The 26,947-nt window shown below is 47.3% G+C and carries 18 protein-coding genes and 1 rRNA gene; 16 read left to right on the forward strand and 3 right to left on the reverse strand.

Annotation, left to right across the window (positions count from 1 at the left end):
• Positions 1–8: 8 nt before the first annotated feature.
• Positions 9–1,100, forward strand: a complete 1,092-nt coding sequence (locus tag ACS5NO_RS31650; RefSeq protein WP_439418807.1) for a hypothetical protein — start codon at positions 9–11, stop codon at positions 1,098–1,100.
• Entirely contained in the window at positions 1,087–1,698 is a 612-nt protein-coding gene (gene dcd / locus ACS5NO_RS31655; RefSeq protein ID WP_439418808.1) for a dCTP deaminase, read from the forward strand. The genes ACS5NO_RS31650 and dcd overlap by 14 nt, the downstream gene beginning before the upstream one ends.
• Positions 1,699–1,717: 19 nt before the next feature.
• On the opposite strand, the gene ACS5NO_RS31660 is transcribed toward dcd, so the two are convergent.
• Complete coding sequence (locus tag ACS5NO_RS31660) at positions 1,718–4,099, reverse strand: TonB-dependent receptor (RefSeq protein WP_439418809.1); 2,382 nt, start codon at positions 4,097–4,099, stop codon at positions 1,718–1,720.
• A gap of 358 nt (positions 4,100–4,457) precedes the next feature.
• Here ACS5NO_RS31660 and ACS5NO_RS31665 point away from each other — a divergent pair, with 358 nt between their 5' ends.
• The 6 genes from ACS5NO_RS31665 to ACS5NO_RS31690 all read left to right on the forward strand — a co-directional run bounded on the left by ACS5NO_RS31665 (position 4,458) and on the right by ACS5NO_RS31690 (position 11,739).
• Complete coding sequence (locus tag ACS5NO_RS31665; RefSeq protein WP_150877504.1) at positions 4,458–5,399, forward strand: ring-cleaving dioxygenase; 942 nt, start codon at positions 4,458–4,460, stop codon at positions 5,397–5,399.
• Between the two features lie 79 nt (positions 5,400–5,478).
• The gene (locus tag ACS5NO_RS31670) at positions 5,479–6,144 is read left to right on the forward strand and encodes an alpha/beta hydrolase (RefSeq protein ID WP_439418810.1); all 666 of its coding nucleotides are present in this window, start codon (positions 5,479–5,481) and stop codon (positions 6,142–6,144) included.
• Positions 6,145–6,158: 14 nt separating this feature from the next.
• A complete protein-coding gene (locus ACS5NO_RS31675; RefSeq protein ID WP_138995205.1) occupies positions 6,159–6,455 on the forward strand; it encodes a muconolactone Delta-isomerase family protein in 297 nt (98 codons plus the stop codon).
• Between the two features lie 31 nt (positions 6,456–6,486).
• Positions 6,487–6,924, forward strand: coding sequence for a barstar family protein (locus ACS5NO_RS31680; RefSeq protein ID WP_439418811.1), 438 nt, complete (start codon positions 6,487–6,489; stop codon positions 6,922–6,924).
• Positions 6,925–7,017: 93 nt separating this feature from the next.
• Positions 7,018–10,371, forward strand: coding sequence for a transcription-repair coupling factor (mfd, locus tag ACS5NO_RS31685; RefSeq protein ID WP_439418812.1), 3,354 nt, complete (start codon positions 7,018–7,020; stop codon positions 10,369–10,371).
• Between the two features lie 90 nt (positions 10,372–10,461).
• Positions 10,462–11,739, forward strand: coding sequence for an SUMF1/EgtB/PvdO family nonheme iron enzyme (locus tag ACS5NO_RS31690; RefSeq protein ID WP_439418813.1), 1,278 nt, complete (start codon positions 10,462–10,464; stop codon positions 11,737–11,739).
• Between the two features lie 36 nt (positions 11,740–11,775).
• Here ACS5NO_RS31690 and ACS5NO_RS31695 read toward each other — a convergent pair whose 3' ends face one another.
• Positions 11,776–12,492 carry a ComF family protein gene (locus ACS5NO_RS31695; protein WP_439418814.1) on the reverse strand — a complete coding sequence of 239 codons (717 nt, stop codon included), beginning with the start codon at positions 12,490–12,492 and terminating at the stop codon, positions 11,776–11,778.
• A gap of 136 nt (positions 12,493–12,628) precedes the next feature.
• On the opposite strand from ACS5NO_RS31695, the gene ACS5NO_RS31700 reads away from it, so the two are divergent.
• The 6 genes from ACS5NO_RS31700 (at position 12,629) to ACS5NO_RS31725 (ending at position 23,450) form a co-directional block, all read left to right on the forward strand.
• Complete coding sequence (locus tag ACS5NO_RS31700; protein ID WP_439418815.1) at positions 12,629–12,988, forward strand: hypothetical protein; 360 nt, start codon at positions 12,629–12,631, stop codon at positions 12,986–12,988.
• A gap of 135 nt (positions 12,989–13,123) precedes the next feature.
• Positions 13,124–16,597: a DUF4175 family protein gene (locus ACS5NO_RS31705; protein ID WP_439418816.1), complete on the forward strand. Its 3,474-nt coding sequence runs from the start codon at positions 13,124–13,126 to the stop codon at positions 16,595–16,597.
• Positions 16,598–16,769: 172 nt separating this feature from the next.
• On the forward strand, positions 16,770–18,632 hold the full coding sequence (gene mnmG / locus ACS5NO_RS31710) for a tRNA uridine-5-carboxymethylaminomethyl(34) synthesis enzyme MnmG (protein ID WP_439418817.1): 1,863 nt from the start codon (positions 16,770–16,772) through the stop codon (positions 18,630–18,632).
• A 62-nt stretch (positions 18,633–18,694) separates the two neighbouring features.
• The gene (locus ACS5NO_RS31715) at positions 18,695–19,525 is read left to right on the forward strand and encodes a class I SAM-dependent methyltransferase (protein ID WP_439418818.1); all 831 of its coding nucleotides are present in this window, start codon (positions 18,695–18,697) and stop codon (positions 19,523–19,525) included.
• 56 nt (positions 19,526–19,581) lie between these two features.
• Positions 19,582–21,189, forward strand: a complete 1,608-nt coding sequence (locus tag ACS5NO_RS31720) for an Ig-like domain-containing domain (protein ID WP_439418819.1) — start codon at positions 19,582–19,584, stop codon at positions 21,187–21,189.
• 452 nt (positions 21,190–21,641) lie between these two features.
• Positions 21,642–23,450 carry a tetratricopeptide repeat protein gene (locus ACS5NO_RS31725; protein WP_439418820.1) on the forward strand — a complete coding sequence of 603 codons (1,809 nt, stop codon included), beginning with the start codon at positions 21,642–21,644 and terminating at the stop codon, positions 23,448–23,450.
• A 37-nt stretch (positions 23,451–23,487) separates the two neighbouring features.
• Here ACS5NO_RS31725 and thrC read toward each other — a convergent pair whose 3' ends face one another.
• Positions 23,488–24,792, reverse strand: a complete 1,305-nt coding sequence (gene thrC / locus ACS5NO_RS31730) for a threonine synthase (RefSeq protein WP_439418821.1) — start codon at positions 24,790–24,792, stop codon at positions 23,488–23,490.
• Between the two features lie 157 nt (positions 24,793–24,949).
• On the opposite strand from thrC, the gene pruA reads away from it, so the two are divergent.
• Both pruA and ACS5NO_RS31740 read left to right on the forward strand, forming a co-directional pair.
• Positions 24,950–26,581: an L-glutamate gamma-semialdehyde dehydrogenase gene (gene pruA / locus ACS5NO_RS31735; RefSeq protein ID WP_439418822.1), complete on the forward strand. Its 1,632-nt coding sequence runs from the start codon at positions 24,950–24,952 to the stop codon at positions 26,579–26,581.
• Positions 26,582–26,828: 247 nt separating this feature from the next.
• A 16S ribosomal RNA gene (locus ACS5NO_RS31740) occupies positions 26,829–26,947 on the forward strand; the annotation flags it as partial.

Raw genomic sequence — 26,947 nt, forward strand, 5'->3', positions numbered from 1 at the left:
ATATTTTAATGGACTACAGACTAATAGAGCTTGAATGTAGTAGATTACGTGTTTACATAAGTGGCATCAAGGCTAATAAATATTCTGATAAAAGGCTTTGGGCGTATCAGAATAAATTAATTGAGTTATTATCAAAAGTATCTGAGGAAATATCTTCAGATACTTTTTCTATTTATAGCAATACAGAATTAGAATCAATTAATCAAATTTTACAGTTCATCAAGTACAGCACGGAATTTCTTAAGGATAGTACACTAAATCTCATACCTTTTGAAACTATTTATTGTCTTGAGTGTGCTTTAAAAGAATGGGTAAAAGAAGATAATTTTATTATAGTTACTTCTTTGCAATACAATGAATATTTTTTCAATGGCTATTTATCTTTGTATGAAGCTATTTATGATTTAATTTTATCTAAATATAATATAGTTTTTGATTATAGACTTATACAAATTTCCATACCTAAACTAGAAGTTAATGATTATTTATCAAATGTTGTTTTATATCATGAATTAGGTCATTTTGTTGATAGTAAATATAGCATTATTGGAAGAATTATTAATGACGAATATATGAAATTGAGTGACGATGATAAAAAAGCTAGATTTGAAGAATTTAATATTTTATATAATCACTTGTCTGAATATTTTTGTGATATTTTTGCCGCGCAGTACACTTCTGAAACGGCATCTTATTATTTAGATTATGTAGCAGGAAAAGATATTGACTCCTCAACACATCCTTCAACGGTTAAAAGAATCGAAGTTGTTAAAGCATTTCTATCTGATGCTACAAACAACATCAAAGACCAATTGAATGAAGCTACAGATAAAGTTTTGGGGAAAACTCTATCTGTTAGATTTAGTAATGTTTCAATTGACGACTTCATTAGTTTAATTCCTTGTGAAATAAAAAACGATGCTGAGCTACATTATTTATTTATACTTGGGTGGGATATATGGCTAAATCAACGAAATAACTTCGATGGTTTCACATTAGTAAGACTTTACGAAATAATAAACAATTTAATTGAGAAATCTATAAGCAATTATATTATACAATCAAAATGGAAAATTCTAAAAAACAATGTACCTACATAAAGAACAAATTATAGAACGTTTAAGATTAGAAGATCCTTCAAGAAAGTTAACGATAAGACCCCTATTAGACGAAGAAGAGCAAATAGGCCAGTTGACCGTTGATTTTAGGCTAGGCACAGATTTTCTAGTATCTTTTCAAGGACGTGATGCATATATTAATGCTACCGGTTCCGGTTTAGAAGAAAATATGCCTATTAGTTATTTTTTCGAGCCTACAAGAAGAAAATTTGGAGAGACTATATTACTACATCCAAATCAAACGATTTTATGTTCAAGTTTAGAATATATAAAGTTACCAAACGATATTTTTGCAACTTTAACTATGAGAAGTTCTTACAGCCGTTTGGGCCTTGGTATTTCAACAATTGTTCAAGCTGGATACTGTGGTTGCATTTCGTTAGAGCTTACAAATACCAATAACAATCCAATAAAGTTAGCAGTCGGTTCTCGCTTATTTCAAGCACGTTTATTTCAATTAGAAAAAGACCTAATATACACTTATTCAAAAAGGAAATATGTATGCCAGGTTAGACCTACTCCTTCAAAAATTGAAAATGATACTGATCTTAAATTTTTAGAAGAAATGGCTCAGATATAATTATCTGAGCCCTGTAAATTTAAAATCGCAGCCTCACCCCCGCCAGAAAATTCCGTCCAGCTTGCGGATAATAGAAGTTTTCCGTCACGGTTTTCCCTTCCGAAATGTAGCTGAACGTGTAGCCGTTCGACTCATACAACTCACTCAGAACGTTATTCAGCAAAAATGAAAACGAAAGTTCGTTCATCCCTTTGGGCTTTACGGTATAAATAAACCGCAGATCGTTCACAAAATACGCGTCCAGTTGGCGGTTTTCGTTGGATGTATTGTCCAGGTATTGCTTCCCGACGTATTTCGATAACAACCCAATTTCCAGCCCTTTCGCGGGCGTATACAGCAATTGCGAGCCTACAATGGTATTCGGCGCAAACGCAATGTCGGTGTTTGCATATTGATTCACTTTCTGTTCGCCGGTGTCGTAATTGTCCAGAAACTCCGTAAACGTTTTGACTTTATTCTGGCTGAAAGTCGCGTTGACGTTCCAGCGCAGATTTTTCGCCAGCGCAGTTCCAGCTTCCAGTTCGATCCCGGCGCGGTAACTGCTCGGTATATTGACACGGTTGTACGCCCCAACATCATTGATCTGCCCGGTCAATACCAGTTCATTTTTGTATTTCATGTAATACAGATTGGCCGAAAAAGCCAGCCGCTGGGTTTGCAGCTTGTACCCCGCTTCCCAGTCATTCAATGCCTCCGCTTTCGGGCGGCTGGCCGGTGTCGATTGTGTATAGTCATTGCGGTTGGGTTCCCGGTGACCAACGCCGTAAGACGCATACACTGTGCTGCGGTCGTTCAGGGCGTACGTAATACCGGCTTTCGGATTAAAGAAGCTCAAATTAGCATCCTGCTGCACATTTCGTAGTTGATTGTCGAAGCCTAAAAACGAGTAACCGACAGTCCGCACCTGCAAATCGACAAAAGCGTTTAGTTTTGACGTAAACTGATAGTATGCCTTCCCGTACAGATTAAAATCGGTTTTGGTGGCATCGTTGTCATAATACCGGTGCCGGATGTTGCCCGTGCTGGCAAACCGCGCCCAGATGACCTCGCCGTAATGTTTGCCCCGGTATTGATTCCAGCCCCCACCGATGTGGGCCGTCAGCTTCCCGAAACTGTTGTAATCCAGCGAAAAAACCGCCCCGTAAAAGTCATTGTCCAGCCAGCGACGGCGGATCAAATCCGTTCGGCTGATGGTCGAATCACGGATCACGATCGACGGCAAACCGTAGTCGGCCAGGTCGTTATCAGCCCGGTATTGCTCATAATAGCCCCGGCCCTGCGTGTAGTGCAACGACGCGTTCAATCGCCAGTTGCGGCTCAGTTCGCGCGAACTAATCAACTGGTAATGATCCTGTTGATAATTGTCCACTTCATTGTCGTAGGTGTAGGAATTATACGTACGATTGGTTTTCAGCAAGCTTTCGGGAATACCATTCCATGATTGGTACGTCTTTTCTGTCCCGGAAAAGACATTCAGCCGCACGAAGCTTTTTTTGCCGTACCAGCCCCCTGAAAGGTAAAACGATTTCAGATTGGACGACGCACGATCGACAAAACCGTCGGAAACAATGCGGGAAAGCCGGGCATCTACCACAAAGTGATTGTTCAACAAGCCCGAACCGGCTTTAACCGTCGTTTTTAACGTGTTAAAAGAACCGCCCGAAACATCTACTTCGCCATACGGATTTTTCTCGAAACTGTTGGTTTGCACGTTCACCGATGCTCCAAAAGCCCCCGCGCCGTTGGTCGATGTGCCGACGCCCCGCTGAATCTGAATGCTGCTGACGGACGACGCCAGATCGGGCATATTGACCCAAAACGTCCCCTGCGATTCGGCATCGTTGTATGGTATTCCGTTAACGGTGACGTTAATCCGCGTCGCATCCGAACCCCGAATCCGAAAACCGGTGTAGCCCACGCCCGCGCCCGCGTCGGAGGTCGTAACCAGCGATGGCGTGAAATTGAGCAGCAGCGGAATGTCCTGACCTAGATTCTGTTTGTTGAGTTCCCGCGCCGAAACGTTCGTGTAGGCAATCGCCGACTTCTGATTGGCCCGCGTGGCACTAACCACCACCTCATCGATGGCAACGGCGGTTTTGGTGAGCGATACGGCGATCTCAGCATCCCGATTCAGTTCGACGGCTTGCAAAACCGGCTCATAACCCAGCAGGGAAATGCGAAGCTGGAGTGAACCCGGCTTGAGATTGGTCAGACGAAAAGCCCCGCTGGCGTCGGCATAGGTACCTTTGTACGTGCCTTCGACCGCAATGGCAGCTCCGGGTAAGATTCCGCCGTCGGCATCGCTGACTTTTCCAGAAATGGAGAATTGTGCCCAGGCGGGCAGGCATGACAAGCAAAGTAACGCTGCCACACCAACAAGATAGGTCGTAACTTTTTTCATGTGACTGAAAAGTTTACGATAGGCAAGGGGCCAACCTACCTTTTGGTTGTTTGGATGATAAATTAAATTGTGCGGTCGAGCCATTTTGGCCCTATCCGCAGATCCGTTCCCTTCGCCAGCATTACCCGGTGCAGGTTCAATGGGTATAATCTCAGCCCGTTGTATTAAGGCACCCCTTATTAAGATTAGCTACGCAAAGGTAATGCATAAAAGCGGTCATGCTGACAAAAAAGGCATCTTTACACTTTTATTTAAAACCAGTGAACTCAAATCCTATTTTAAATGTATATACATTAAATGTAGCAACATTTAAAAACTCAAACCAAAACGAATTGCTTTAATTAACTGATATTCAATTATGGAAACGCTCGTCAATGGGTTACACCACGTCACTGCTCTCGCCGGAGAAGCCCAACGCAATGTTGATTTTTACACCCATATTTTGGGGTTACGACTGGTTAAAAAAACAATCAATTTCGATGCACCGGACGTGTACCACCTGTATTACGGTGATGAAACCGGGTCGCCGGGCAGCATTCTGACCTTTTTCCCGTACGGAAAAAACATTCATCGGGGACGCAAGGGTGGGGGACAACTGACCTACACCGCCTTTTCTATTCCGTCCGAATCGTTGACCTACTGGATCAACCGGTTGAATGAATTCAATATTGCGCATACTGAACCGCTGCAACGGTTTAACGAAACGTATCTACGGTTTGAAGATTTCGACGGCATGGGCATCGAACTGGTCGCCAATGACGCTGATCAAAGGCCGGGCTGGTCGAACGGTTTTATTCCCGTCGAACACGCCGTGAAAGGTTTTCACACCGTCACGCTGAACGAGTTTCGGATCGACGACACGGTAAAATTATTAACCGAATCGCTCGGCCACACGTTGGTATCGGAAGAAGCCGGACGGTTCCGATTCCAGGCAGGGAAAGGCGGTTCCGGCAATTACGTCGACGTGCAGCATTCACCGAATGATGTTCGGGGACAACAGGGCGGAGGCTCGGTTCACCACGTGGCTTTCTCGACGGATACGGACGAATCACAACTCGTTCTCCAGCATCAGCTTCTGGAAGCCGGGTATCAGGTGACGCCCGTTCAGGATCGGAATTATTTCCACAGCATTTATTTCCGTGAACCGGGCGGTATTTTATTTGAAGTGGCCACCAATCCTCCGGGCTTCTCGGTTGATGAACCGGTTGCAGAATTGGGTAAAACGCTTAAATTGCCGGAGTGGTACGAACCCCGTCGCGCTAAAATCGAAGCGGCTTTACCGAAAATCGAAGTAAAATAATCGCTTTCTCTCGTCCGGTTTTGTCATTTCAGTCCTTTCGATTGGCATGGCAAAACCGGAGTAATCCGTAGAAGTTGCTATGATACACAATCCGAATAATTTCGTAACCGCCGGGAAACCGCTGGAAAAAGCCACCAAAGTCATGGTTATGATCCACGGTAGGGGGGCACCGGCGCGGGATATTTTGTCGTTGTCGAGCCACATCGACGACAAGGAATTTGCCTTCATTGCGCCCCAGGCCAGCCAGAATACGTGGTATCCGTATTCGTTTTTGAGTCCGCTGGAACAAAACGAACCGTATTTGTCATCGGCACTTCAGGTGTTGAGCAGCATTCGCGCCCGGCTGCAATCCGATTATAATTTCAAAACGCCCCAGATTTTCTGGCTGGGTTTCTCGCAGGGCGCTTGTCTGGCACTGGAATACGTGGCCCGCAACGCAATGCCCTACGGGGGCGTCTTTGGTTTGAGCGGTGGTTTGATCGGCCCTCCGGGAACACCCCGGCTGTATGAAGGCGAACTGGAAGAAACACCAGTTTTTCTGGGTTGTAGCGACATCGACCCACACATCCCGAAAGAACGCGTGATTGAGTCGGAAGGTGTGTTTCGATCGATGGGTGCGGAGGTGAAGATGAAATTATATCCAAATTTTCCGCATTCGGTCAACGAAGATGAGCTAAAGATTGTTAATCAATTGATTGCCGGTTCGCCAACGTCCGGTGCCCCCATTCGAGAATTGTACACTTAAAAACTACCACCGCTATGAGCCAGTTTATGGTAGAATTTGATCTCCCGGTCGACATGACGGAGGAATTTACGGTAAAAATCCCGCTCCAGCGACTGAAAGTAAATGAGTTGATGGAAAGCGGGAAACTGCTGTCCTACGCCTTGTCCCTTGATCGTCAGAAACTATGGTGCGTGGTGAAAGCGCAGACGGAATTCGACGTGATGGAAATCATTTCGGAATTCCCGTTGATCAGCTACATGGATCCGACCATTACGGAACTGATGTTCAACAATATCGTTTCGTTACGAATGCCCTTGTTTTCGCTGAATTGACTATTTTTGCCTTCTCATCTTCCGCTTATTCATGGCAAATTTTAGAGTCGTTCAATCGGATTCGGACTTAAAACCGTACGCTGCTTTTCGGGTGGCTCGAATCGACGGCCAGAAGGCCCAGACGTTCAAAGCATTTTACGAGCAAATGGCCCGCGAACTCAAATTCCCGGATTATTTTGAATTCAATCTGGAATCCCTCGACGAATTACTGAACGATCTGGACTGGCTGGATGACGACAAAATTGCGCTGTACATCACCCATTCAGATGCTTTTCTGTCGCAGGAAAAAAATGAAGCGCGCAAGGTGGAATTGCTGAACGTTCTGGACGTGGCCGCCGAAGACTGGAAATGGGTCGATGAGGAAGAAGAAGGCGTTACACCCCGCGAGCTGGTAATTCTGTTTCAACCCGGCGATGCGTTCACTGCGCTGTTGGATAAAGAAGATTTTGCGTACGACCGCACCGTTTAAATTTGCAACCAAAACCGCTTGCACACGGTTAATCAGTTGCTGTATGCCGCATGGAAAATTTGCTCCCTGCGGCTTTTGGCATTTTATTTTTTTATGAAAGTAGCCGATTTAATTACTTTATATACTGAAGATAGTTTCATCAAAATCATTGGTGAACAGTTCCGACAGCCGCATACGACAGAACCTTCGCGCATTCAACTGAAAGGCATTACCGGTAGCCTAGATGCCGTACTGGCCGCGTCGATTTACCGTACAAACCCCTCCACGTTTCTGTTCATTTTAAGCGACCGGGAAGAAGCTTCGTATTTCTACAATGATCTGCAAAATCTGCTGGGTCAGGAAGTTCTGTTCTTTCCAATGTCGTATAAAAAACCGTATCAATACGAGGAAATCGAAAATGCCAACGTATTGATGCGGGCGGAAGTGCTGAATAAACTTAATTCGGAGGCCAAAGAAAATGCCGTTGTCGTTACCTATCCGGAAGCTTTATCAGAAAAAGTAATCAACAAACGGTCGTTGCGGGCCAATACGCTGTCGGTCCAGACCGGTGATAAACTGGATGCCAATTTCATCAATGAACTGCTAAACAGTTATGATTTCGAGAAAACCGACTTTGTATACGAAGCCGGTCAATTCTCCATTCGCGGGGGAATTATCGACGTTTTTTCGTTTGCCAGCGAGTTTCCGTATCGGATCGAACTCTTTGGCGATGAGATCGAAAGTATCCGGTTGTTCAATCCCGAAAGTCAGCTTTCCACCGATCCTGTAAACCGCATCAGCATCATTCCCAACATTGAAAACAAGCTGACGCACGAAAGCCGGGAGCCGTTTCTGGAGTTTTTTCCGGAAACCGCCACGCTCTGGTTCAAAGACGTGGAACTCACGCTTGAAATCATTGAGAAGAGTTTTGAAAAAGCGGAAGAGAGCCTGGCCAGTCTGGTGGGTACCAAAGGCGCGATCAAGATTGTTTCTGATCCGAACACCTTGTTTGAAACCCGACGCGGTTTTCTGAATCAAATCAAGCCGTTTCGGACGGTGGAGTTTGGCCGCCGGTTTTATTTTAAATCCGAAGACAAACTCACCTACGCATCCAAGGCACAGCCGTCGTTCAACAAAGATTTCAAGCGACTGGTCGAAAACCTGGCTGAAAACCAGTCGAAAGGTTACACCAACATCATCGCGGCTGAGTCGTATAAACAGCATGAACGCTTAAAAACGATTTTCGAAGAACTCGATCCGTTTCTCAAATTTCAGGCCTTAGGCATTTCTCTGAAAGAAGGATTTGTGGACGAGCAGACGAAAATCGTCTGTTATACCGACCACCAGATTTTTGACCGGTATTACAAATACCGGGTTCGTGATAAATTCTCCAAATCGAAAGCCCTGACGCTGCGGGAACTGAAAACGCTGCAACCCGGCGATTACGTCACGCACGTCGACCACGGCATCGGGCGGTTTGCGGGGCTGGAAAAAGTGGATGTCGGTGGCCGCGAACAGGAAGCGATCCGACTCATTTACCGCGACAACGACATTCTGCTGGTCAGCATTCACAGCCTGCACAAGATTGCTAAATACACTGGGAAGGAAGGGACGCCACCGGTGATGAGCAAACTGGGCTCGCAGGAGTGGGATCTGAAAAAATCGCGGGTCAAGAAACAGGTCAAGGACATTGCCAAAGAACTGATTGCGCTCTACGCCAAACGCCGGCAGGCCCCCGGTTTTGCATTTTCGCCAGACAGTTTTCTGCAAGCCGAGCTCGAATCGTCATTTATTTATGAAGATACGCCCGATCAGGCCAAAGCGACGGCGGACGTGAAAGTTGATATGGAACAGGGTCACCCGATGGATCGGCTGGTGTGCGGTGATGTCGGTTTTGGCAAAACCGAAGTGGCGATTCGGGCGGCTTTCAAAGCCGTTACGGACAATAAACAGGTAGCGGTTTTGGTGCCGACGACCATTCTGGCCATGCAACACCACAATACGTTCCGCGAGCGGCTGGCCGATTTCCCGGTTAAAATCGAATACATCAACCGGTTTCGAACGGCGGCACAAATCAAGGAAACGCTGAAACGGGTGGCTTCAGGCGAAACCGGTATTCTGATCGGAACGCACCGGATTGTGAATAAAGACATCAAATTCAAGGATTTAGGGTTGCTGGTTATCGATGAAGAGCAAAAATTCGGCGTCAAAACAAAGGATCGGCTGAAAGAAATGCGGGTCGATGTCGACGTGCTAACGCTGACGGCGACGCCGATTCCCCGAACCCTGCACTTTTCGCTCATGGGTGCGCGCGATCTTTCGGTGATTGCGACGCCACCGCCCAACCGCCAGCCGGTGACGACCGAAGTACACACGTTTAGTGAAGCCGTCATCCGCGACGCCGTTAGCTATGAAGTTCGGCGGGGTGGTCAGGTATTTTTTGTTCACAACCGGGTGAGCGACATCGAGTCGATGGCCAATCTGATCATGCGGCTGGTGCCCGACGCCCGCGTGTCGGTGGCGCATGGTCAAATGGAAGGCGACCGGCTGGAACGGGTGATGACCCGGTTTATCGAAGGTGAAAATGACGTGCTGGTTTCGACGAACATCATCGAATCCGGTCTGGACATTCCAAATGCCAATACCATCATTATCAACCAGGCGCACATGTTTGGTTTGTCGGATCTACACCAGATGCGCGGCAGGGTAGGGCGGTCCAACAAAAAAGCATTCTGTTATCTGATGACGCCCCCGGTTTCGGTGATCACGACCGACGCCCGGAAACGGCTGCAAACGCTCGAGGATTTTTCGGAACTGGGCGAAGGTTTTAAAATTGCGATGCGTGACCTCGATATCCGGGGTGCCGGAAATCTGCTGGGTGCCGAACAGAGCGGTTTTGTCAACGATCTCGGTTTTGAAATGTATCACAAGATTCTGGACGAAGCCGTTCAGGAACTGAAAGAAACCGAGTTCAAAAACCTGTTTATGCCCAATGACGAAACACTGAAAAGTCTGTTGCCGGACACGCTCATCGAAACGGATTTGCAAGTGTTGATTCCCGAACGATACGTAGCCAATATCTCGGAGCGTCTGTCGTTGTATAATCAGTTGGATAACATTCAAAACCAGACGGAACTGTCGAGTTTTCAGCGATCCATTGCCGACCGGTTTGGCCCGATGCCGGAAGAAGTCGAGAATCTGATCAAATTAGTGATGGTTCGCTGGAAAGCCGAGCGTTTACAGCTTGAAAAATTGACACTAAAAAATAATATCATGAAGGGAACCTTCGTTTCTTCTGGGAATGACGCTTTCTTCAACTCCGGGCAGTTTGGCAAAGTAATTGATTATATCAAGAAAAATTCGGCAACCTGCTCATTAAAAGACTTTAAAGGAAAATTGATTTTTACGCAACGAGACGTAAATGCAGTCGATCAGATGGATGATGTGTTGAGCCAGATGGTGGAGTGATGGCCGTAAAATTCGGATTCGGCTGTTCGTAATCGTGAAAGTTTCCCTGACAAACTGTAATTTTGAACTTCTATTAGTTACCTAATCACAATGAATCGAAAACAACCGTTACGCTCGATGGTCTATCTGCTGGCTTTTGCCGCAGTGTTAGGCGCGTGTAAGTCCAAGCACCCGACCAGCGTGAAGCCGGGGAAGGAAAGTACGGCCACCGGTATTAACTACAACAAGGAAAACGGATTTCAGGTAGCTAAGTACAGAGGACAATCGGCCGGCCCGAACCTCGTCTTCATCGAAGGAGGACGTTTCACGATGGGTGCGCTGGAAGAAGATGTCATGAATTCGCGTGACAACCGCGAGCGGACCGTCAGTATTCAGTCGTTCTACATGGACGAAACCGAAATCGCCAACATTCACTACCTGGAATACCTCGACGCGATTCAACGTGATTCGTCGGAAGAAATTTACAGCCGCGCGCTGCCCGATACGAACGTGTGGAAAAACCCGCTGTCTTATAACGATCCCTACGTAACGCAGTACCTGCGTTTCCCGGGTTTCCGCTATTATCCGGTCGTTGGGGTTTCGTGGGAACAGGCCGTGGATTATTCGACCTGGCGGACGGATGCCGTCAACGCCAACCTGGCCCAGAAAGGTGCCGCCAGCAGCAAGAAAAAAGGATTCTCGCTGAAGCGCAAGAAGAAAGAAGAAGCGGCTCCGGCCGTTGCTGAGGGCGAACAACCGGTAGCAGTAGCCAAAAATTCGCAAACGACGGCTTCGATGGAAAGTGGCAATGTGTTGCCAAATTACCGACTGCCTTCCGAAGCGGAATGGGAATATGCCGCCAAAGCCATGATCGGTACGCAGTATATTGATGAAAACCAGTCCAATCAGCGGATTTATCCGTGGGATGGCTCATCCGTCCGGAACGCCAAGAAAGGCCGCAAACAAGGCCAGATGCTGGCCAACTTCAAACGTGGTCGCGGTGACTACGCCGGTATTGCCGGAAAATCGAACGATGCGGCTATCATCACGGCTGAAATCTATACTTATCCTCCCAATGACTTCGGTTTGTATAATATGGCCGGAAACGTGAATGAGTGGGTATATGACGTCTATCGTCCGCTGTCGTATCAGGACATGAACGACCTCAACCCGCTGCGTCGGGATGGGTATCAGGATGATGAGAAAAACTACGATACGAAAAACGGCAACTCAATTATCAACGATAAATTACGGGTTTACAAAGGTGGTTCGTGGTCCGATGTAGCCTACTGGTTGTCACCGGGTACCCGTCGGTTCATGGCGCAGGATTCGGCAACGGCCACCATCGGTTTCCGTTGTGCTATGATCGCCGGAGGACGGAACAAATAAGATATAACTTCCTGGACCCTTACAGCGGCCATCCGACTATCGGGTGGCCGCTATTGTTACAATCCCGACCGATTGGCTGTTTGCGGCCAATAAAGTCGCCGTACAGGCCTCCAAAGTAGCTCCGGTAGTCAGGACATCATCGACCAGCAAAATCCGCTTATTTGCCACTAAATCCGCATCTCCAATCCCGAAGACGTTGTTGACGTTCTGCCAGCGTTCAATTCGGTCTTTTCCGGTTTGGCTAATGGTGTACAGATTCCGTACCAGCGCCCGGTCACTCCACGGTATCTCCAGCGTTTCCGACAAACCCTGGGCAAACCAGTCGCTCTGGTTATAACCGCGTTGCCGAAGTTTGGCCGGGTGCAACGGTACGCCCACAATGAGATCGATCTGATCGTTTAATTGAATGTCGGTTTTTAACTGATAGCCATACCAACGCCCGAGTACACTCCCTATCTCTTTTGTATTACGGTATTTCAGGGCGTGAATCAGTCGCTGCGTTTTCCCTTTCTTGTTAAAATAGAGATACGCATATACAAAGTCCACCGGCACTTTTCCGGCAAACCGGAGTTGGCCTGACACCAGTGCTTCACCTCGGTGCTGACCGGTTTCGGGAAACTCGAGACGGCAGGTCGTGCAGATCAGTTGTTCCTGGCTTTGCAACGTGTTGCGGCACAGCAAACAGGGATTCGGGTAAAGCAGATTGAGCAGATCCCGAAAACCGCCCGCAACCAATTTTCCAATGATTTTCACGAACTTGGTTTGTTGAAATTATTTTGATGCAACGACGTGCAGAATCCATTCCTCTTTTGTTCTCTTCCTATGTGACGAAGGCGGGTGGAAAAAGTCATAAAAATGAGTGAACAAACTCCATAAATTTTTACGAAGGATGATTACACAGGAAATTGAACAAGAGTGGGAGCAGGTGCTGGACTATCTGGAGAAAGCCATTGGCAAACGGCCGGCGGATTTAAACAGCGTGCTGTTTCTGATTGGTGTGCAGGAACTGGGCCGGGGAACGCAGATTTTCACAAAAGAACAGAAACAGGATTTGATGCACATCGCCATCTGCAAAGTCCTGAGTTTTTCGGGGTATTACGAACTGGCAGGAACCGATCAGGACGGCTGGCCCCATTGGAAACTGGTTCAGAAAGTCCCATATGTCGACTTGCTGACTCAGGAGAATTTTTTAAAACTTCACGTCATTACCTACTTTAACGATTACCTCGATTTGCCCGAAAACCAGTGAGTCGTGCCACGGGATAAAATTGTACAACGATCTTTTTCGTTATCAGAAGGAAGTTAAGGTTCAATTGATTATCTTCATTTTAGGATCATTGAGTTGTGATGACCGGAGCAGTGCCAACCCTTTAAGACTAGACCGATGCAGATGCAAGAATCCATTCAAACGCTGCTGCTGCGTATTGAAGAATACCGAAAGAAATTTTATATCAACCAGATTGCCAAAGGGGCCATATTTTTCATTGCCTTTACGCTATCGATCTATCTGCTGATGAACACGGCTGAGTTTTTCGGTCGGTTTAGCTCGCCGGTTCGAGGTGTGCTGTTTTTTGGTTCATTGACGGTTCTGCTGCTGGCTTTGTATTACTGGATCATCAATCCGCTGGTGCATCTGTATGGCATCGGAAAATCGCTGACTAACGAAGAAGCCGCCCAACAGATCGGCCGGTTTTTTCCGGAAGTGGGGGACAAGCTCCTGAACACCCTCCAACTTCGGGCGTTGACGCGGCAGCAAAGCGATTTGCTCGAAGCCAGCATCAACCAGCGGTCGAAACAACTGCTGATCGTTCGGTTTGCCGACGCGATTCAAATCAATCAAAACCGTCGTTTTATCAAGTTTGCCATTATTCCGGCTTTTATCATCGGCGGTTTGCTGCTGTTGTATCCGGCTTTTCTGACCAGTACGTCGAAGCGCATTATCAGCTATGATCAGGAGTTTGCGGAAGAAGCACCGTTTCAGTTTCAATTGCGCAACAAAAATCTCAAAGCGTTTCGGAATGAAGACTATACGCTGGAGTTACAGCTCCAGGGAAACAGTCTGCCTCAGGACGTCTACCTGGTTTCAAATAACACGCGCTTCAAGCTGACCAACGACGGAAAAGGGCTTTTTACGTATACATTTGATAATGTTCAACGCGATATTCCGTTCCGTTTTGAAGCCGTCGGATTCAATTCGCCGGGCTACGAATTGGTCGTTCTGGATCGTCCGGGTTTGCTGGCTTTCGACGTCAGTCTGGTGTATCCGTCCTATCTCAACAAACCGTCAGAGCAACTTTCGAACGTTGGCAATCTGCTCGTTCCCGAAGGGACGCAGGTGACCTGGCGGTTTTCTGCCGCCAATACCGACTCGGTTCTGGTGCGGTTTGGCAACGAGCCACGCGGTTTGGTGGCCGACAAACAGTCGTCAGACGAGTTCGAATTTTCACGTGTGGTAAAGAAATCTTCGACGTATTCTATTTCCCTCAAGAACAAAGTAGCCGCCAGCCGGGACAATATTCAGTATACTTTGAACGTCGTCAATGACAAATTTCCGCAAGTTTCGCTGGAAAATTTCAAGGATACGACCTTCTATAACTACGTCATGCTGGGCGGGACCATCACCGACGACTACGGTTTTTCCAACCTGAAGGTGATGTACAAAGTGATCCGGGCCGGTCAAAATTCACCGGATAAATTCTTAACCCGCGCGGTTCCGTTCAACCGATCGGCGGCTACCCAAAACTTTTATTACCAGTGGGGACTTGATAGCCTGAAAATGCAGCCCGGCGACCGGCTTGAATATTTCGTTCAGGTTTGGGATAACGACGTGGTCAATGGCTACAAAAGCGCCCGTTCCAGCTTCGCTCAGTTTGCCGTTCCCGATCAGGCCAAGCTGGCAGAAGCCGCCGAGCAGTCTGCCCAGAAAACTGAAAATCAGATCAGCAAAACGCTGACGAAAGCACAGCAACTCAAAAAGGATCTGAATGCACTGGAAAACCGCCTGCAAACGAAGAAGAACCTGGATTTTCAGGATAAAAAACAGGCCGAAGATTTGTTGAAAAAGCGGGAAGAACTGATGCAGGAATTGAAAGAACTGCAGGAACAGAACAAGACCAACAACGAGCGCCAGGAACGGTTTAACAACCAGAATCCGGAAATGCTCCAGAAATTTGAGCAACTCCAGAAGCTTATGAACGAGTTGATGGACCCGGAAACGCAGAAGCTGTATGAAGAGCTGAAGAAGATGCTGGAGCAGAAGCAGGACGACAAAATGATCGACATGCTCGACCGGCTGAAGAATAAAGAGAAGAATCTGGAGAAGGAATTAGAGCGCGCTCTGGAGCTTTTCAAGCAGCTTCAGATGGAACAGAAGATGGAGAATGCCATCAAGGATCTGGAGAAGCAGGCTGAAAAACAGGAAAAACTAGCGAACGAAACAGAGAAACAGGAAGCTCAGAAAGAAAAAGAAGACAAAGCTCAGTCGAAAAAAGACGATGCAAATTCGAAGAAGGACGAGAAAGCCCAGTCGAAGAAGGATGAAAACGGCGATAAGAAGGATCAGAATGGTGATTCTAAGAAAGAGGATAACGCCAAAAAGGACGAGAATGCGGAGTTGAGCAAAAAGCAGGAGGAACTCAATAAGGAGTTTGAAAAGACCCGCGAAGATCTGAAAGAGATTGAAAAAATGGCGGAGGAAATGAAAAATCCTCAGGAAAAAGACACGCGTGAGGATCTTCAGCAGGACATTAGCAACGAGCAAAAAGAGAGTCAGAAACAACTCGATCAGAAACAAAACGATAAAGCGTCAAAATCGCAGAAAAAAGCTGCCAAGCAAATGAAGGAGTTGAGCCAGCAATTGGAGCAACAACAGCAGTCGGCGGAGATGGAAGAGTCGCAGGAAAACATGGACGATTTGCGCGACATTCTTGAAAATTTGATTCAATTGTCATTTGATCAGGAGCGCGTCATGAAGGATTTCAAGGCGGTTTCGTTGCAGGATCCTCGCTTCGTAAAACTCGCCCAGGATCAATTAAAGCTCCAGGATGACGCCAAAATCATTGAAGACAGCCTGTATGCACTGGCCAACCGGGTTCTGCAAATTCAGTCTTTCGTGACCCGGGAATTAAACAGCATGAAAGGATACATGGATGAAAGTGTTAAATACATTCGCGAACGTCGATTAAATGTTGCTACATCTAAGCAGCAGTTTGCGATGACTTCCATCAACAACCTGGCCTTAATGCTTAGCGATGTTTTCAAGCAAATGCAGGAGCAGATGAGCCAAATGTCGGCCTCCGGTTCTGGGAAAGGCAAGAAAAAAGGCAAAGGCAAAAGCATGTCGATGGGTGAAATGCAAAAGCAATTGAATGATCGGATGCAAAAACTCATGAAAGAAGGGCAGGGGCAGGGCGGAAAAGGCGGACGCGGCATGTCGGAAGAGCTTTCACGTCTGGCTGCCGAACAGGCCATGATGCGGAAAATGCTGAAAGAGCTTCAGGACGCTCAGAAAGGCACTGAAATGGGTAAGAAGTTGGGAGGTGAAATGAATGACATCATGAATAAAATGGACGAGACGGAAACCGATCTGGTCAACAAACGTGTCACTCAGAACACCATTAAACGGCAACAGGAGATGTTAATCCGCTTGCTGGAATCTGAAAAAGCGATTAAAGAGCAGGAGGAAGATCTGCAACGGAAAGCAGAATCGGCTAAACCGGTTATGCGGAAACCACCACCACAATACGAACAACTGGTGAAGGACAAGCAAAAACAGGTTGAATTGTTACGCTCGGTTCCCCCTGATTTTTCACCTTTCTATAAACGCGAAGTGGATTCGTATCTTAAAAAGTTAAAGTAAGTTAAGGGGCCTCGGCCCCTTTTTTCTTTTGAATCTTTTTAACCCGACGTACGTTGATTTCAACGATCCTTCTCTTCACGCTTGTTTTATTTCTATTTTTGTGTTTCTTTTTGTCGTGCTGTGAAATGTTTCCACGTGGAACATTTTTTCAAAATTGTAAAAACTCAGATCAATGTTCAATAAGTATGATGTTATTGTAGTAGGAGCGGGGCATGCCGGTTGTGAAGCTGCCACAGCAGCCGCAACAATGGGTTCGTCTGTTTTACTGATTACAATGAACATGCAAACGATTGCTCAAATGTCATGCAATCCGGCAATGGGTGGTGTGGCAAAAGGGCAAATCGTTCGGGAAATCGATGCATTAGGGGGGCAATCGGGAATCATCAGCGATAAATCGATGATTCAATTCCGAATGCTCAATCGCTCCAAAGGCCCCGCCATGTGGAGCCCACGTTGTCAGAGTGACCGCATGATGTTTGCCGCCGAATGGCGTAAAACCATGGAAGAAACACCCAATCTGGATTTTTGGCAGGATATGGTGACAGAAATCATCGTGAGAGACAAACGGGTTGCCGGTGTGAAAACCAGTATGGGAATGGAAATTCTGGCAGATTCCGTTGTACTTACAAACGGAACCTTCCTGAACGGAAAAATCTACATTGGAGAGAAAACATTCGGGGGCGGACGGACTGCCGAGCGATCGGCCACCGGTTTAACGGAACAACTCGTACAACTCGGATTTGAAGCAGGACGGATGAAAACCGGGACGCCACCACGGGTCGATGGTCGCAGTTTGAATTATACATTGATGGAAGAACAACCCGGCGACGAAAATCCGGGCAAGTTTTCATACCTGAATACACCGGCTTTAACCAAACAACGGCACTGCTGGATCACATATACCAACCCGGAAGTTCATGAGATTTTGAAGACCGGTTTTGAGCGTTCACCCATGTTTACAGGCCGGATTAAGGGTTTAGGCCCCCGGTATTGCCCCTCCGTGGAAGACAAAATCAACCGGTTTGCCGACAAAGATCGCCACCAGATTTTCGTAGAACCGGAAGGATGGGACACTGTCGAGGTATACGTCAACGGTTTTTCGACTTCCTTGCCGGAGGATGTACAGATAAAAGCATTGCGAAAAATACCGGGTTTCGAGAATGCCAAAATGTTTCGCCCCGGCTACGCGGTCGAATATGACTACTTTCCACCGACCCAATTGAAGCAAACGCTGGAAACCCAGTTGGTCGACGGGCTGTTTTTTGCTGGTCAAATCAATGGAACAACCGGTTACGAAGAAGCCGCCTGCCAAGGTTTGATGGCCGGCATCAACGCCCACAATACCGCAAAAGAACTCGGTGAATTTACGCTGAAACGTTCCGAAGCCTACATTGGCGTGCTGATCGATGACCTGATTACGAAAGGGACCGAAGAACCGTATCGCATGTTTACATCCCGCGCCGAGTACCGAACCATTCTCCGGCAGGACAATGCCGACCTACGATTAACCGAAAAAGGATATAAAATTGGCCTCGCTTCGCAGGAACGGTTCGACCTTATGCAAACCAAACAGGCCAACGTAACGGCCATTCTGGATGAGATGAAGCAGATGCGCGTGCAACCGGAAACCATCAACACGCTTCTGGATTCGCTGGGAAGTGCGCAGATTCGGGAAAAAACATCGCCTTACGCGCTGTTGAGACGACCGGAAATTAACCGCAAAGAGCTTACCATGCTGGGCGACAATGTTGCCGATTACCTCAACGCGTTCAATGAAGAAACCGTAGAGGAAGCCGTGATTCTGGTGAAATATGAAAGCTATATCGAGAAGGAGCGGATGCTGGTGGAACGCACGGAAAAGCTGGAAAGCCTGATTATTCGTCCGGATTTTGACTTCGACCGGCTGTCCGCTTTGTCGTTCGAAGGCCGGGAAAAGCTGAAGCGGATCCGTCCCCAAACCATTGGCCAGGCATCGCGCATCAGCGGTGTCAGTGCATCTGATATTTCCATTTTGATGATTTATTTAGGCCGGTAAACATGACGGTTGAGCACCTTATAGAATGCCCGGTTTGTGGAAATCAGTCCTTTTCCAACTGGATGACTTGTACGGATTTCCTGGTTTCGAAGAACGAATTTGCTATCCAGCGTTGTGAAAAATGCGGTTTTAAAGCAACAAATCCACGGCCGGTAGAAGCAGAAATTGGGCAGTATTACCAATCGGAAGAATACATTTCGCACAGTGATACCCGGAAAGGAATCATCAGCCAACTCTATCATACCGTTCGGACAATAACCGTTCAGCAGAAGGTAAAACTGATTACGGGGCTGTCTCCACGAAAAGGTCAGTTGCTGGACATCGGCTGCGGCTCCGGCTATTTTCTCGCAGCCAGTCAGGAAGCGGGCTGGAAAATCAGGGGCACCGAGCCGGATGTCAATACGCGACGGCAAGCCGTGGAACGGACTAAAACGGAGCTTGGGAAATCCATTTTTAACCTTGATAGCAAGGAGCCATTTGATGTGATTACGATGTGGCACGTGTTGGAACACGTTCATGAATTGCAGGAAACTCTGGAATGGATACGCAGCCACAGTCGCCCGAAAGGGCATCTGGTGATTGCCGTTCCAAACTATCATTCGTGGGATGCCCGGCATTACAAACAGTTCTGGGCGGCTTATGATGTACCCCGGCATCTGTACCACTTTTCACCCGACACCATGAAAACGTTGCTGAAACGATACGGTTTTGAACTGAAAGAACAGCGGCCCATGGTGTTTGATGCGTTCTATGTAAATATGCTCAGTACGAAAAACCGGGACGGAAAGCCAGCTTATCTTGAAAGTTTTTGGAATGGAATTCGTTCTAATTGGGCAGCTTATCAGGATGGAGGAAATTATTCAAGCTTGATTTACGTCGCTCAGGCCCAATAATCAATCATTTTTCATACCCTGATCAGGAAACTGTTCAGGGTTTTTTATTGCAAAAAATGAAACAAGCACTCGCTCTATTCGCCATTATCGTCGTTTTTCTGAACTCCTGTTCCCAATATGCCGCGCCGATTGGGGGTAAAAAAGACACCCTCGCGCCCGTTCTGGTGGTCAGCACACCCATCAATAAACAGAAGAATTTCAAAGGAAAAACCGTCGAGGTTTTCTTTAACGAATACATCCGGGTGGAGAATGCCAACCAGAAAATACTGATCACGCCGGAGCCGGAAGCACCTTTCAAAGTCAAAATCAAGCCGACCAGTCTGCGGCTTTCGTTCGACAAACCGTTCAAGGATAGTACGACGTACACCTTCAATTTCACGGATGCCGTAAAAGACGTGACCGAAAACAACCCGGCTCTGAGTCTTAAATTGGTATTCAGTACGGGCAGCACCATCGACTCGCTCAGGGTAGGAGGGAAGGTGACTGACATCCAGACGGGCCAGCCCACCTTGAATACATTGGTGGGACTCTACATTCCGAATGATACGCTGACACCCACCAAAAGCAAACCATATTACTTCACGCGCACCGATACATCCGGGGTGTTTTTATTGGAAAACGTGAAAGACGGTCGCTATAAACTATTCGCGTTCGACGACAAAAACCTGAATTTTATCCTGAATCCAAATACGGAAAAAGTAGCTTTTCTGAAAGGTGACCTTGACCTGACGGCGAATAACGACACCCTGAATTTGCAGTTATTTTCTTTTTACAACACCCCACCGCGATCGGTCCGAACGCAGCAAATGGTCAACACGTATACCTATGTATTTGACCGGGGAATTGAAAAGTATTCCATCCGTTTTAACAATCCGGAGGACAGCATTCCATCGTATTTCAGAACACCAACGGAGCTGACCTTCTTCAATGCGAAGGCAACATCGGATACAATTCGGGTGAAGATTTCAGTAACGGACTCGCTAAAAAACACGACGGAGTTGACCCAGAAATTCAAGTTCCGGACCTCCACGCGCCGTGAAACGCCGGAGCCGGTAACGATCACGGCCAAGCCGGCCGACAACGGAGATAGTGATCGGAATCTGGAAGTCGTGCTTGAGTTTTCAAAACCGATGAAACAAATTACACCAGATTCTTTGATGCTCTTTAGTGACAGTACAAACCGCATTTCACTGACCCAGCAGGACTACCGATGGGAAGATAATCAAACCCGTTTTGTGCTGACCAAGTCGACCACCGCCCGGAACAACCTTATCCTCCGATTGGGACGGGGCGCATTTATCAGTGCCCTCAATGACTCGACGGCACGAACGGAATTAAACTATACCATCCGTGATCCCGAGAAATATGGCGTCCTGACGGGCCGCGTAAATACTACTTCAAAGCAGTTTATTGTGGAACTACTGGATGAGAATTTCAAGCTGGTTGAGAAGCAGCTAAACAACCCTACTTATCGATTCGTTAACATAAAACCGGGTCGCTACCGGCTTCGGGTCATCATCGATGAAAACGGAAACGGCCGGTGGGACAGTGGGAATGTGACCGAAAACCGCTTTCCTGAACCCATCTTTTTCTTCACCAATAATAAAGGCATCATACCCATCAAGCAGAACTTCGACGTTAATGCGGATGTAGACGCCTTTTGAAAGGTCAATGTGAAATTAAAAAAACACAAGTTATCGGTGGAAAAGTAGGTGGAAAAGTGGATAAAGGGTGTGGATAAAATGTGACGGGGTACAAAAATTGCTGTGGACAACCAGACTCAGGCTGTGGATAAGAAAAAAGTAAAGTGTGTATAGTGTATAACTCTGCTATTTTCCACAACTTATTCTTACCTTCATCAACATGTGGAAATGTTTATACTGTACCTTGTGGAAATGTGTCTAAAAGGGCGGTTTGTTCCAGTGCGAGAATGTTGATAAATAATAAACGTATTGAAAATCAGTTATTTGTGTGTGGATAAGTGCGTTAACGTTGTGGATAAGTCATTTTTGTTATCCACAAGATTCCAGAAGAAATGTGCATAAAGAAGTTGTCCACATATCCACAGGCAACAATCCTTTAAATCCTTTTATTCTTTAATTAATAAAAAAAGAAAATGAAGAAGATAGTAGGACTCCTGATGATGCTACTGTTGGTGGGCTCATTGAATGGATTTGCTCAGGAAGGAGCAGACCTGGCGGATGAATATTTCAAAAAAGGCGAATTTGAAAAAGCGCATACGATCTACCAGAAATTGATGAAGCCCGGAGCCAGCAAGCAAATCATCAGCCGCTATGTAGAAAGCTCGGTCAAGTTGAATAAAATACCGGAAGCGGAAAAGATGTTCAGGAAGCTGGTGAAGTCGGACGACAAAAATCCGTATGTGTTTCTACAGGCCGGCATTCTTGAAGAGAGCCGGAGCGATTCGGCTAAAGCAGACGTTTACTTTAACAAAGCTATTGCCGTTGCAGGAAACGCAATTAACGGCTTGCCGGAACTGGCTCAGGATTTTGCCGAGCAACAAAAACAGAACTGGGCCATCAAAGTACTGAAAAAGGGGCGTGAACAAAGTCGGGAACCGCTGGCCTATGCCGGCGAACTGGCGCGCCTGTATGGCGCGGTCGGGCAAAAGGAAAACATGATCGACGAATTGCTGCACTGGGGACTCATTCCGGGCAATCGAGACAATGTGCAGGCCATTTTGCAGGACAACCTGAAAGACGCCGATCAGAAGATGCTGGAGACGGTTCTGTACAAGAAAGTGCAGGAAAATCCGAACGAGATGTTCTATACCGAGATGCTCGTCTGGTACCTAACGCAGAAGAAGGAGTTTTATAAAGCATTCATTCAGGAACGCGCCCTCGACAAACGCTTAAAATTGACCGGTGTGCGCGTTTATGACCTGGGTGCGGTCGCACTCCAGAACAAAGATTATAAGAACGCAGCGGCCATGTTTGAGTACGTAGCGAAGGAATATCCCCAGGGGCAGCTCTATCCGTTTGCCCGGCGGCTGGTGATCAAGGCCCGGGAGGAGCAGGTAAAGAACACCTACCCGGTGGATAACCTTGAAATCCGGAAGCTCATTGCCGATTACCAGAAGATGTTTCAGGAACTGGGCAAAAACAACCGAACGCTGGAAGCCCTCCGCAGCACCGCCAGTCTGTACGCGTTTTACCTCGATGAAAAAGACACGGCTTTAACGATTCTGCAACTGGCCACCGAAATCAGCAAAAACGAGAAAGGGTTTATTGACCGGTGCAAACTGGACATGGGCGATATTTACCTCCTCAAAGGCGAACCCTGGGAGGCTACATTGCTGTATTCACAGGTTGAAAAATCGCAGAAAGAAGAACTGCTAGGCTATGAAGCCAAGCTGCGGAATGCGAGGTTGCACTACTACAAAGGCGAATTTGAGCTGTCGAAAGATGTGCTGGACATTCTGAAACAGGCCACCAGCCGGGAAATTGCCAACGACGCCGGGGCGCTCAGTTTGCTCATTATGGACAATACCGGCATGGATTCAGATAGCAACGAAACCGCCATGAAAGAATACGCTTCCATTGAGCTAATGTTGTTCCAGAACAAAGTTGATTCGGCCGCGCTGGAACTCAACCGATTGTATGCCAAATACAAAGACCATAGTCTGGCCGACAACATTTTGTGGCTGCGGGCCAATACGCTGATCAAACAGAATAAGATTGATGAAGCTTTGCAGGATCTGGAAAAAATCTCTGCCAACTACGGAGAAGATGTCCTGGGCGACGATGCGCTCTTTCTGACGGCCAAAACGTACGAGGAAAACAAGCAGGATAAACCGAAAGCAATGGAACTCTACAACCAGCTTTTGCAGAAATATCCGGGAAGCATTTTCGGAGCCGACGCCCGAAAGCGGTTTCGGGCCTTGCGGGGAGATACCATCAATTAATCAAAAAGACCCGCTGCTCGGCGGGTCTTTTTGATTATCAGGCGGTTTGCAGAAGGAAATCTTTAAACTCCGCAAAGTCAGCCTTCATCCTGAAACTCTGTTTCTGTCGGTTCATCAGTTCTTCCAAAGCCACAGGGATATCCACAGGTGTGTGGATAACTGACTCAACGAGCTCTTTGAACTTGGCCGGATGAGCCGTAGCCAGCGTTATTCCACACACATCCGGGTTGGTTTGTTGATAACTTTGTAAACCGAGGTAACCGACCGCCGTGTGTGGACACATGACGTAGCCAAATTGTTGATAAACAGCCGCCATGGCTCGTTTGGTCTGCTCATCATCGAAGAAGTACCCAGTTAAAACGTGCTTCAACGTTTCAAAATTATCGTTGAACAAGTGGGTAAGGCGCACGAAATTGCTTGGACTTCCCACATCCATCGCGTTAGAAATGGTTTCGACGGACGGTTTTGGCTCGTATACACCCGTTTCCAAATACTTCGGAACCACGTAGTTCAAATTCGTCGACGCAATGAACTGTTGAACCGGTAAGCCCATTTTATAGGCTAATGCCCCCGCACTGAGATTACCGAAATTGCCGCTGGGCGTCGAGAAAACCACCGGTTTTCCCAAATGCTTCACTTGTCCATAGGCCCGAGCGTAGTAAAAGCTTTGCGGAATCAGGCGGAAGATATTGATGGAATTGGCCGACGCCAGGCTAAACTGCTGATTCAATTCAGAATCGGTAAAGGCGGTTTTCACCAGCGCCTGACAATCGTCAAACGAACCGTCGACTTCAATGGCCGTAATGTTTTGTCCCAGGGTCGTTAATTGCTTTTCCTGCAATTCACTGACCCGACCGGTGGGATACAGAATCGTCACCTTAATACCCGGAACACCCAGAAAGCCCATGGCCACGGCACCACCCGTATCACCGGACGTCGCGACCAGGATATGCACTTCCCGGTTCGATTTTTCCAGATAATAGCCCATCATGGCCGCCATATAGCGGGCGCCCACGTCTTTGAAAGCCAGCGAAGGCCCGTGGAACAACTCCAGAACGTGCGTTTTTCCGTCTTCGAGCGCCACAACGGGCGTATCGAATGGAAAAGCGTGGTGAACCAGTTCTTCCAGTTTCGCGGCTGGAATAGCGTCTTTAAAAAGCGCCGAGCTGATTTGAAAGCCAATATCGGCCAGTGAGCCGCCGGAAATGGAATTGAAAAAATCCGCGCCCATCGCTGGGATCGTTTCCGGCATATAAAGGCCCCGGTCTGCTGGCAAACTTCGGAGCAACGCTTCTTCCATCGAAACCCGGACAGAAGGATTATTCGTACTGTAAAACTTCATGGTAAGGAGCTAAAAAATTGCCGCAAGTTACGAAAACCCAAACCGTTAAGCGAACAATTGAATCGACAAATGACAAAAACTGTGGTATAAACCACTGGGAACCTAAATCAGTTACATTCAATTATCTAGTTTAGCAGCTTCAAAAATCAACAAACGTATGTCAGTAAGCTTTTTTCAGGTTCCGATTCCACTAAATGAGCCGGTTAAAGAGTATCGTCCCGGTTCCGACGAGCGCGCAAAGTTAAAAGCCGCCCTCGCCGAGGCTTCTTCGAAAACCGTTGATATTCCGATGTACATCGGTGCAGACGAAGTTCGGACCGACATTCAGAAGGAATTAGTAGCTCCGCATAATCGCCACCAGGTTCTGGCGCATTTTCACGAAGGAGATCAATCGCATGTTGAACAGGCTATTACGGCGGCACTGAATGCGAAAGAAGAGTGGGCGAATCTGTCGTGGGAACACCGCGCCAGCATTTTTCTGAAAGCCGCTGAACTGCTGGCTGGGCCGTATCGCTACAAAATTAATGCGGCAACGATGTTGGGTCAGTCGAAAAACGCATATCAGGCCGAGATTGATTCGGCTTGTGAACTGATTGATTTTCTACGGTTTAATGTCCATTACGCAACGGAAATCTACAGCCAGCAACCTAAATCGTCGGCTGGTGTCTGGAACCGTCTGGAATACCGTCCGCTGGAAGGCTTCGTTTTTGCCCTGACGCCATTCAACTTCACCGCCATTGCCGGCAATCTGCCCACCGCGCCCGCTTTGTTGGGGAATACTGTGGTTTGGAAACCGGCCTACCAGCAAATTTATTCAGCGCAAGTCATCATGGAAGTGCTGAAAGAAGCCGGTTTGCCCGATGGCGTCATTAATTTGATTTACGTCGACGGGCCACTAGCGGGTGAAGTAATTTTTAAACACCCGGATTTTGCGGGGATTCACTTTACAGGTAGCACCGGTGTTTTCCAGCAAATTTGGAAAACGATTGGCGAAAACATCCATCGGTATAAATCCTATCCGCGCATTGTGGGCGAAACCGGAGGAAAAGACTTTGTCTTGGTTCACGAGTCGGCCGATCCGAAAGCCGTGGCGACTGGCCTGGTTCGCGGGGCCTTTGAATACCAGGGGCAGAAATGCTCGGCGGCATCCCGGGCGTACATTCCGTCAACTCTCTGGGAACAGATCCGGGCGTACATCGTGGCCGATTTGCAGGCCATTAAAATGGGGGGTGTCGAAGATTTGGGGAATTTCGTCAATGCGGTTATTGACGAAAAAGCTTTCGATAAGATCAGCAAATACATTTCTGATGCGAAGGCTGATCCGAGCGTCGAAATCATTGCGGGGGGTAATGTCGACAAAACCGACGGTTTTTTTGTGGAACCAACGGTTTTGGTCGCGGCCAATCCGCTATATGTAACGATGTGTGAGGAAATATTCGGCCCGGTTTTGACCATTTATCTCTATCATCCCGACAATTTTGAGCAAACCATCGAACTGGTCGATCAAACGTCACCGTATGCCTTGACGGGAGCGGTTTTCGCCAAAGACCGGTATGCCCTTGAATTGGTCACGAAAAAACTGTCAAATGCGGCCGGTAATTTCTACATCAATGACAAACCAACGGGAGCCGTTGTGGGTCAGCAACCCTTTGGCGGAGCCCGGGCGTCAGGGACAAACGACAAAGCCGGTTCCTTATTAAACTTGCTGCGGTGGGTTTCGGCCCGGACCATTAAGGAGACTTTGGTGTCACCAACTGACTTCCGGTATCCTTTTTTGGAGAGTGAATAACATTTAAAATGATCAATAAGGAGATAGAATTGCATTCAAAAAAGAATGTTGTGGTAAATCAACTTTTTTCGAAAAAGGACTTGCGCTAAGCAAAACAAACCTCTATCTTTGCAGTCCCAAATAAGTGATACGGCTGGACGGAAGCGTTCAGCAACAGTTTTCCAAGCGAGGAAAACACGTTCTTTGACAACTTGACCAAGTAAGTAAGAAGTAAGGATTCTGCGTAAAGTATAAGTACAAATCATTTACAATGGAGAGTTTGATCCTGGCTCAGGATGAACGCTAGCGGCAGGCCTAATACATGCAAGTCGAACGGATGTAGCAATACATTAGTGGCGTACGGGTGCGTAACGCGTAAACAATCTA

The sequence above is a fragment of the Larkinella fluvii genome (assembly GCF_051857545.1).
Classification (GTDB): Bacteria; Bacteroidota; Bacteroidia; order Cytophagales; family Spirosomataceae; genus Larkinella.

Excerpts from the sequence above, each read along its gene's own strand:
- ACS5NO_RS31650 (WP_439418807.1), top strand. The coding sequence starts at position 9 with ATGGACTACAGACTAATAGAGCTTGAATGTAGTAGATTACGTGTTTAC.
- dcd (WP_439418808.1), top strand. The coding sequence starts at position 1,087 with ATGTACCTACATAAAGAACAAATTATAGAACGTTTAAGATTAGAAGAT.
- ACS5NO_RS31660 (WP_439418809.1), bottom strand. The coding sequence starts at position 4,099 with ATGAAAAAAGTTACGACCTATCTTGTTGGTGTGGCAGCGTTACTTTGC.
- ACS5NO_RS31665 (WP_150877504.1), top strand. The coding sequence starts at position 4,458 with ATGGAAACGCTCGTCAATGGGTTACACCACGTCACTGCTCTCGCCGGA.
- ACS5NO_RS31670 (WP_439418810.1), top strand. The coding sequence starts at position 5,479 with ATGATACACAATCCGAATAATTTCGTAACCGCCGGGAAACCGCTGGAA.
- ACS5NO_RS31675 (WP_138995205.1), top strand. The coding sequence starts at position 6,159 with ATGAGCCAGTTTATGGTAGAATTTGATCTCCCGGTCGACATGACGGAG.
- ACS5NO_RS31680 (WP_439418811.1), top strand. The coding sequence starts at position 6,487 with ATGGCAAATTTTAGAGTCGTTCAATCGGATTCGGACTTAAAACCGTAC.
- mfd (WP_439418812.1), top strand. The coding sequence starts at position 7,018 with ATGAAAGTAGCCGATTTAATTACTTTATATACTGAAGATAGTTTCATC.
- ACS5NO_RS31690 (WP_439418813.1), top strand. The coding sequence starts at position 10,462 with ATGAATCGAAAACAACCGTTACGCTCGATGGTCTATCTGCTGGCTTTT.
- ACS5NO_RS31700 (WP_439418815.1), top strand. The coding sequence starts at position 12,629 with ATGATTACACAGGAAATTGAACAAGAGTGGGAGCAGGTGCTGGACTAT.
- ACS5NO_RS31705 (WP_439418816.1), top strand. The coding sequence starts at position 13,124 with ATGCAGATGCAAGAATCCATTCAAACGCTGCTGCTGCGTATTGAAGAA.
- mnmG (WP_439418817.1), top strand. The coding sequence starts at position 16,770 with ATGTTCAATAAGTATGATGTTATTGTAGTAGGAGCGGGGCATGCCGGT.
- ACS5NO_RS31715 (WP_439418818.1), top strand. The coding sequence starts at position 18,695 with ATGACTTGTACGGATTTCCTGGTTTCGAAGAACGAATTTGCTATCCAG.
- ACS5NO_RS31720 (WP_439418819.1), top strand. The coding sequence starts at position 19,582 with ATGAAACAAGCACTCGCTCTATTCGCCATTATCGTCGTTTTTCTGAAC.
- ACS5NO_RS31725 (WP_439418820.1), top strand. The coding sequence starts at position 21,642 with ATGAAGAAGATAGTAGGACTCCTGATGATGCTACTGTTGGTGGGCTCA.
- thrC (WP_439418821.1), bottom strand. The coding sequence starts at position 24,792 with ATGAAGTTTTACAGTACGAATAATCCTTCTGTCCGGGTTTCGATGGAA.
- pruA (WP_439418822.1), top strand. The coding sequence starts at position 24,950 with ATGTCAGTAAGCTTTTTTCAGGTTCCGATTCCACTAAATGAGCCGGTT.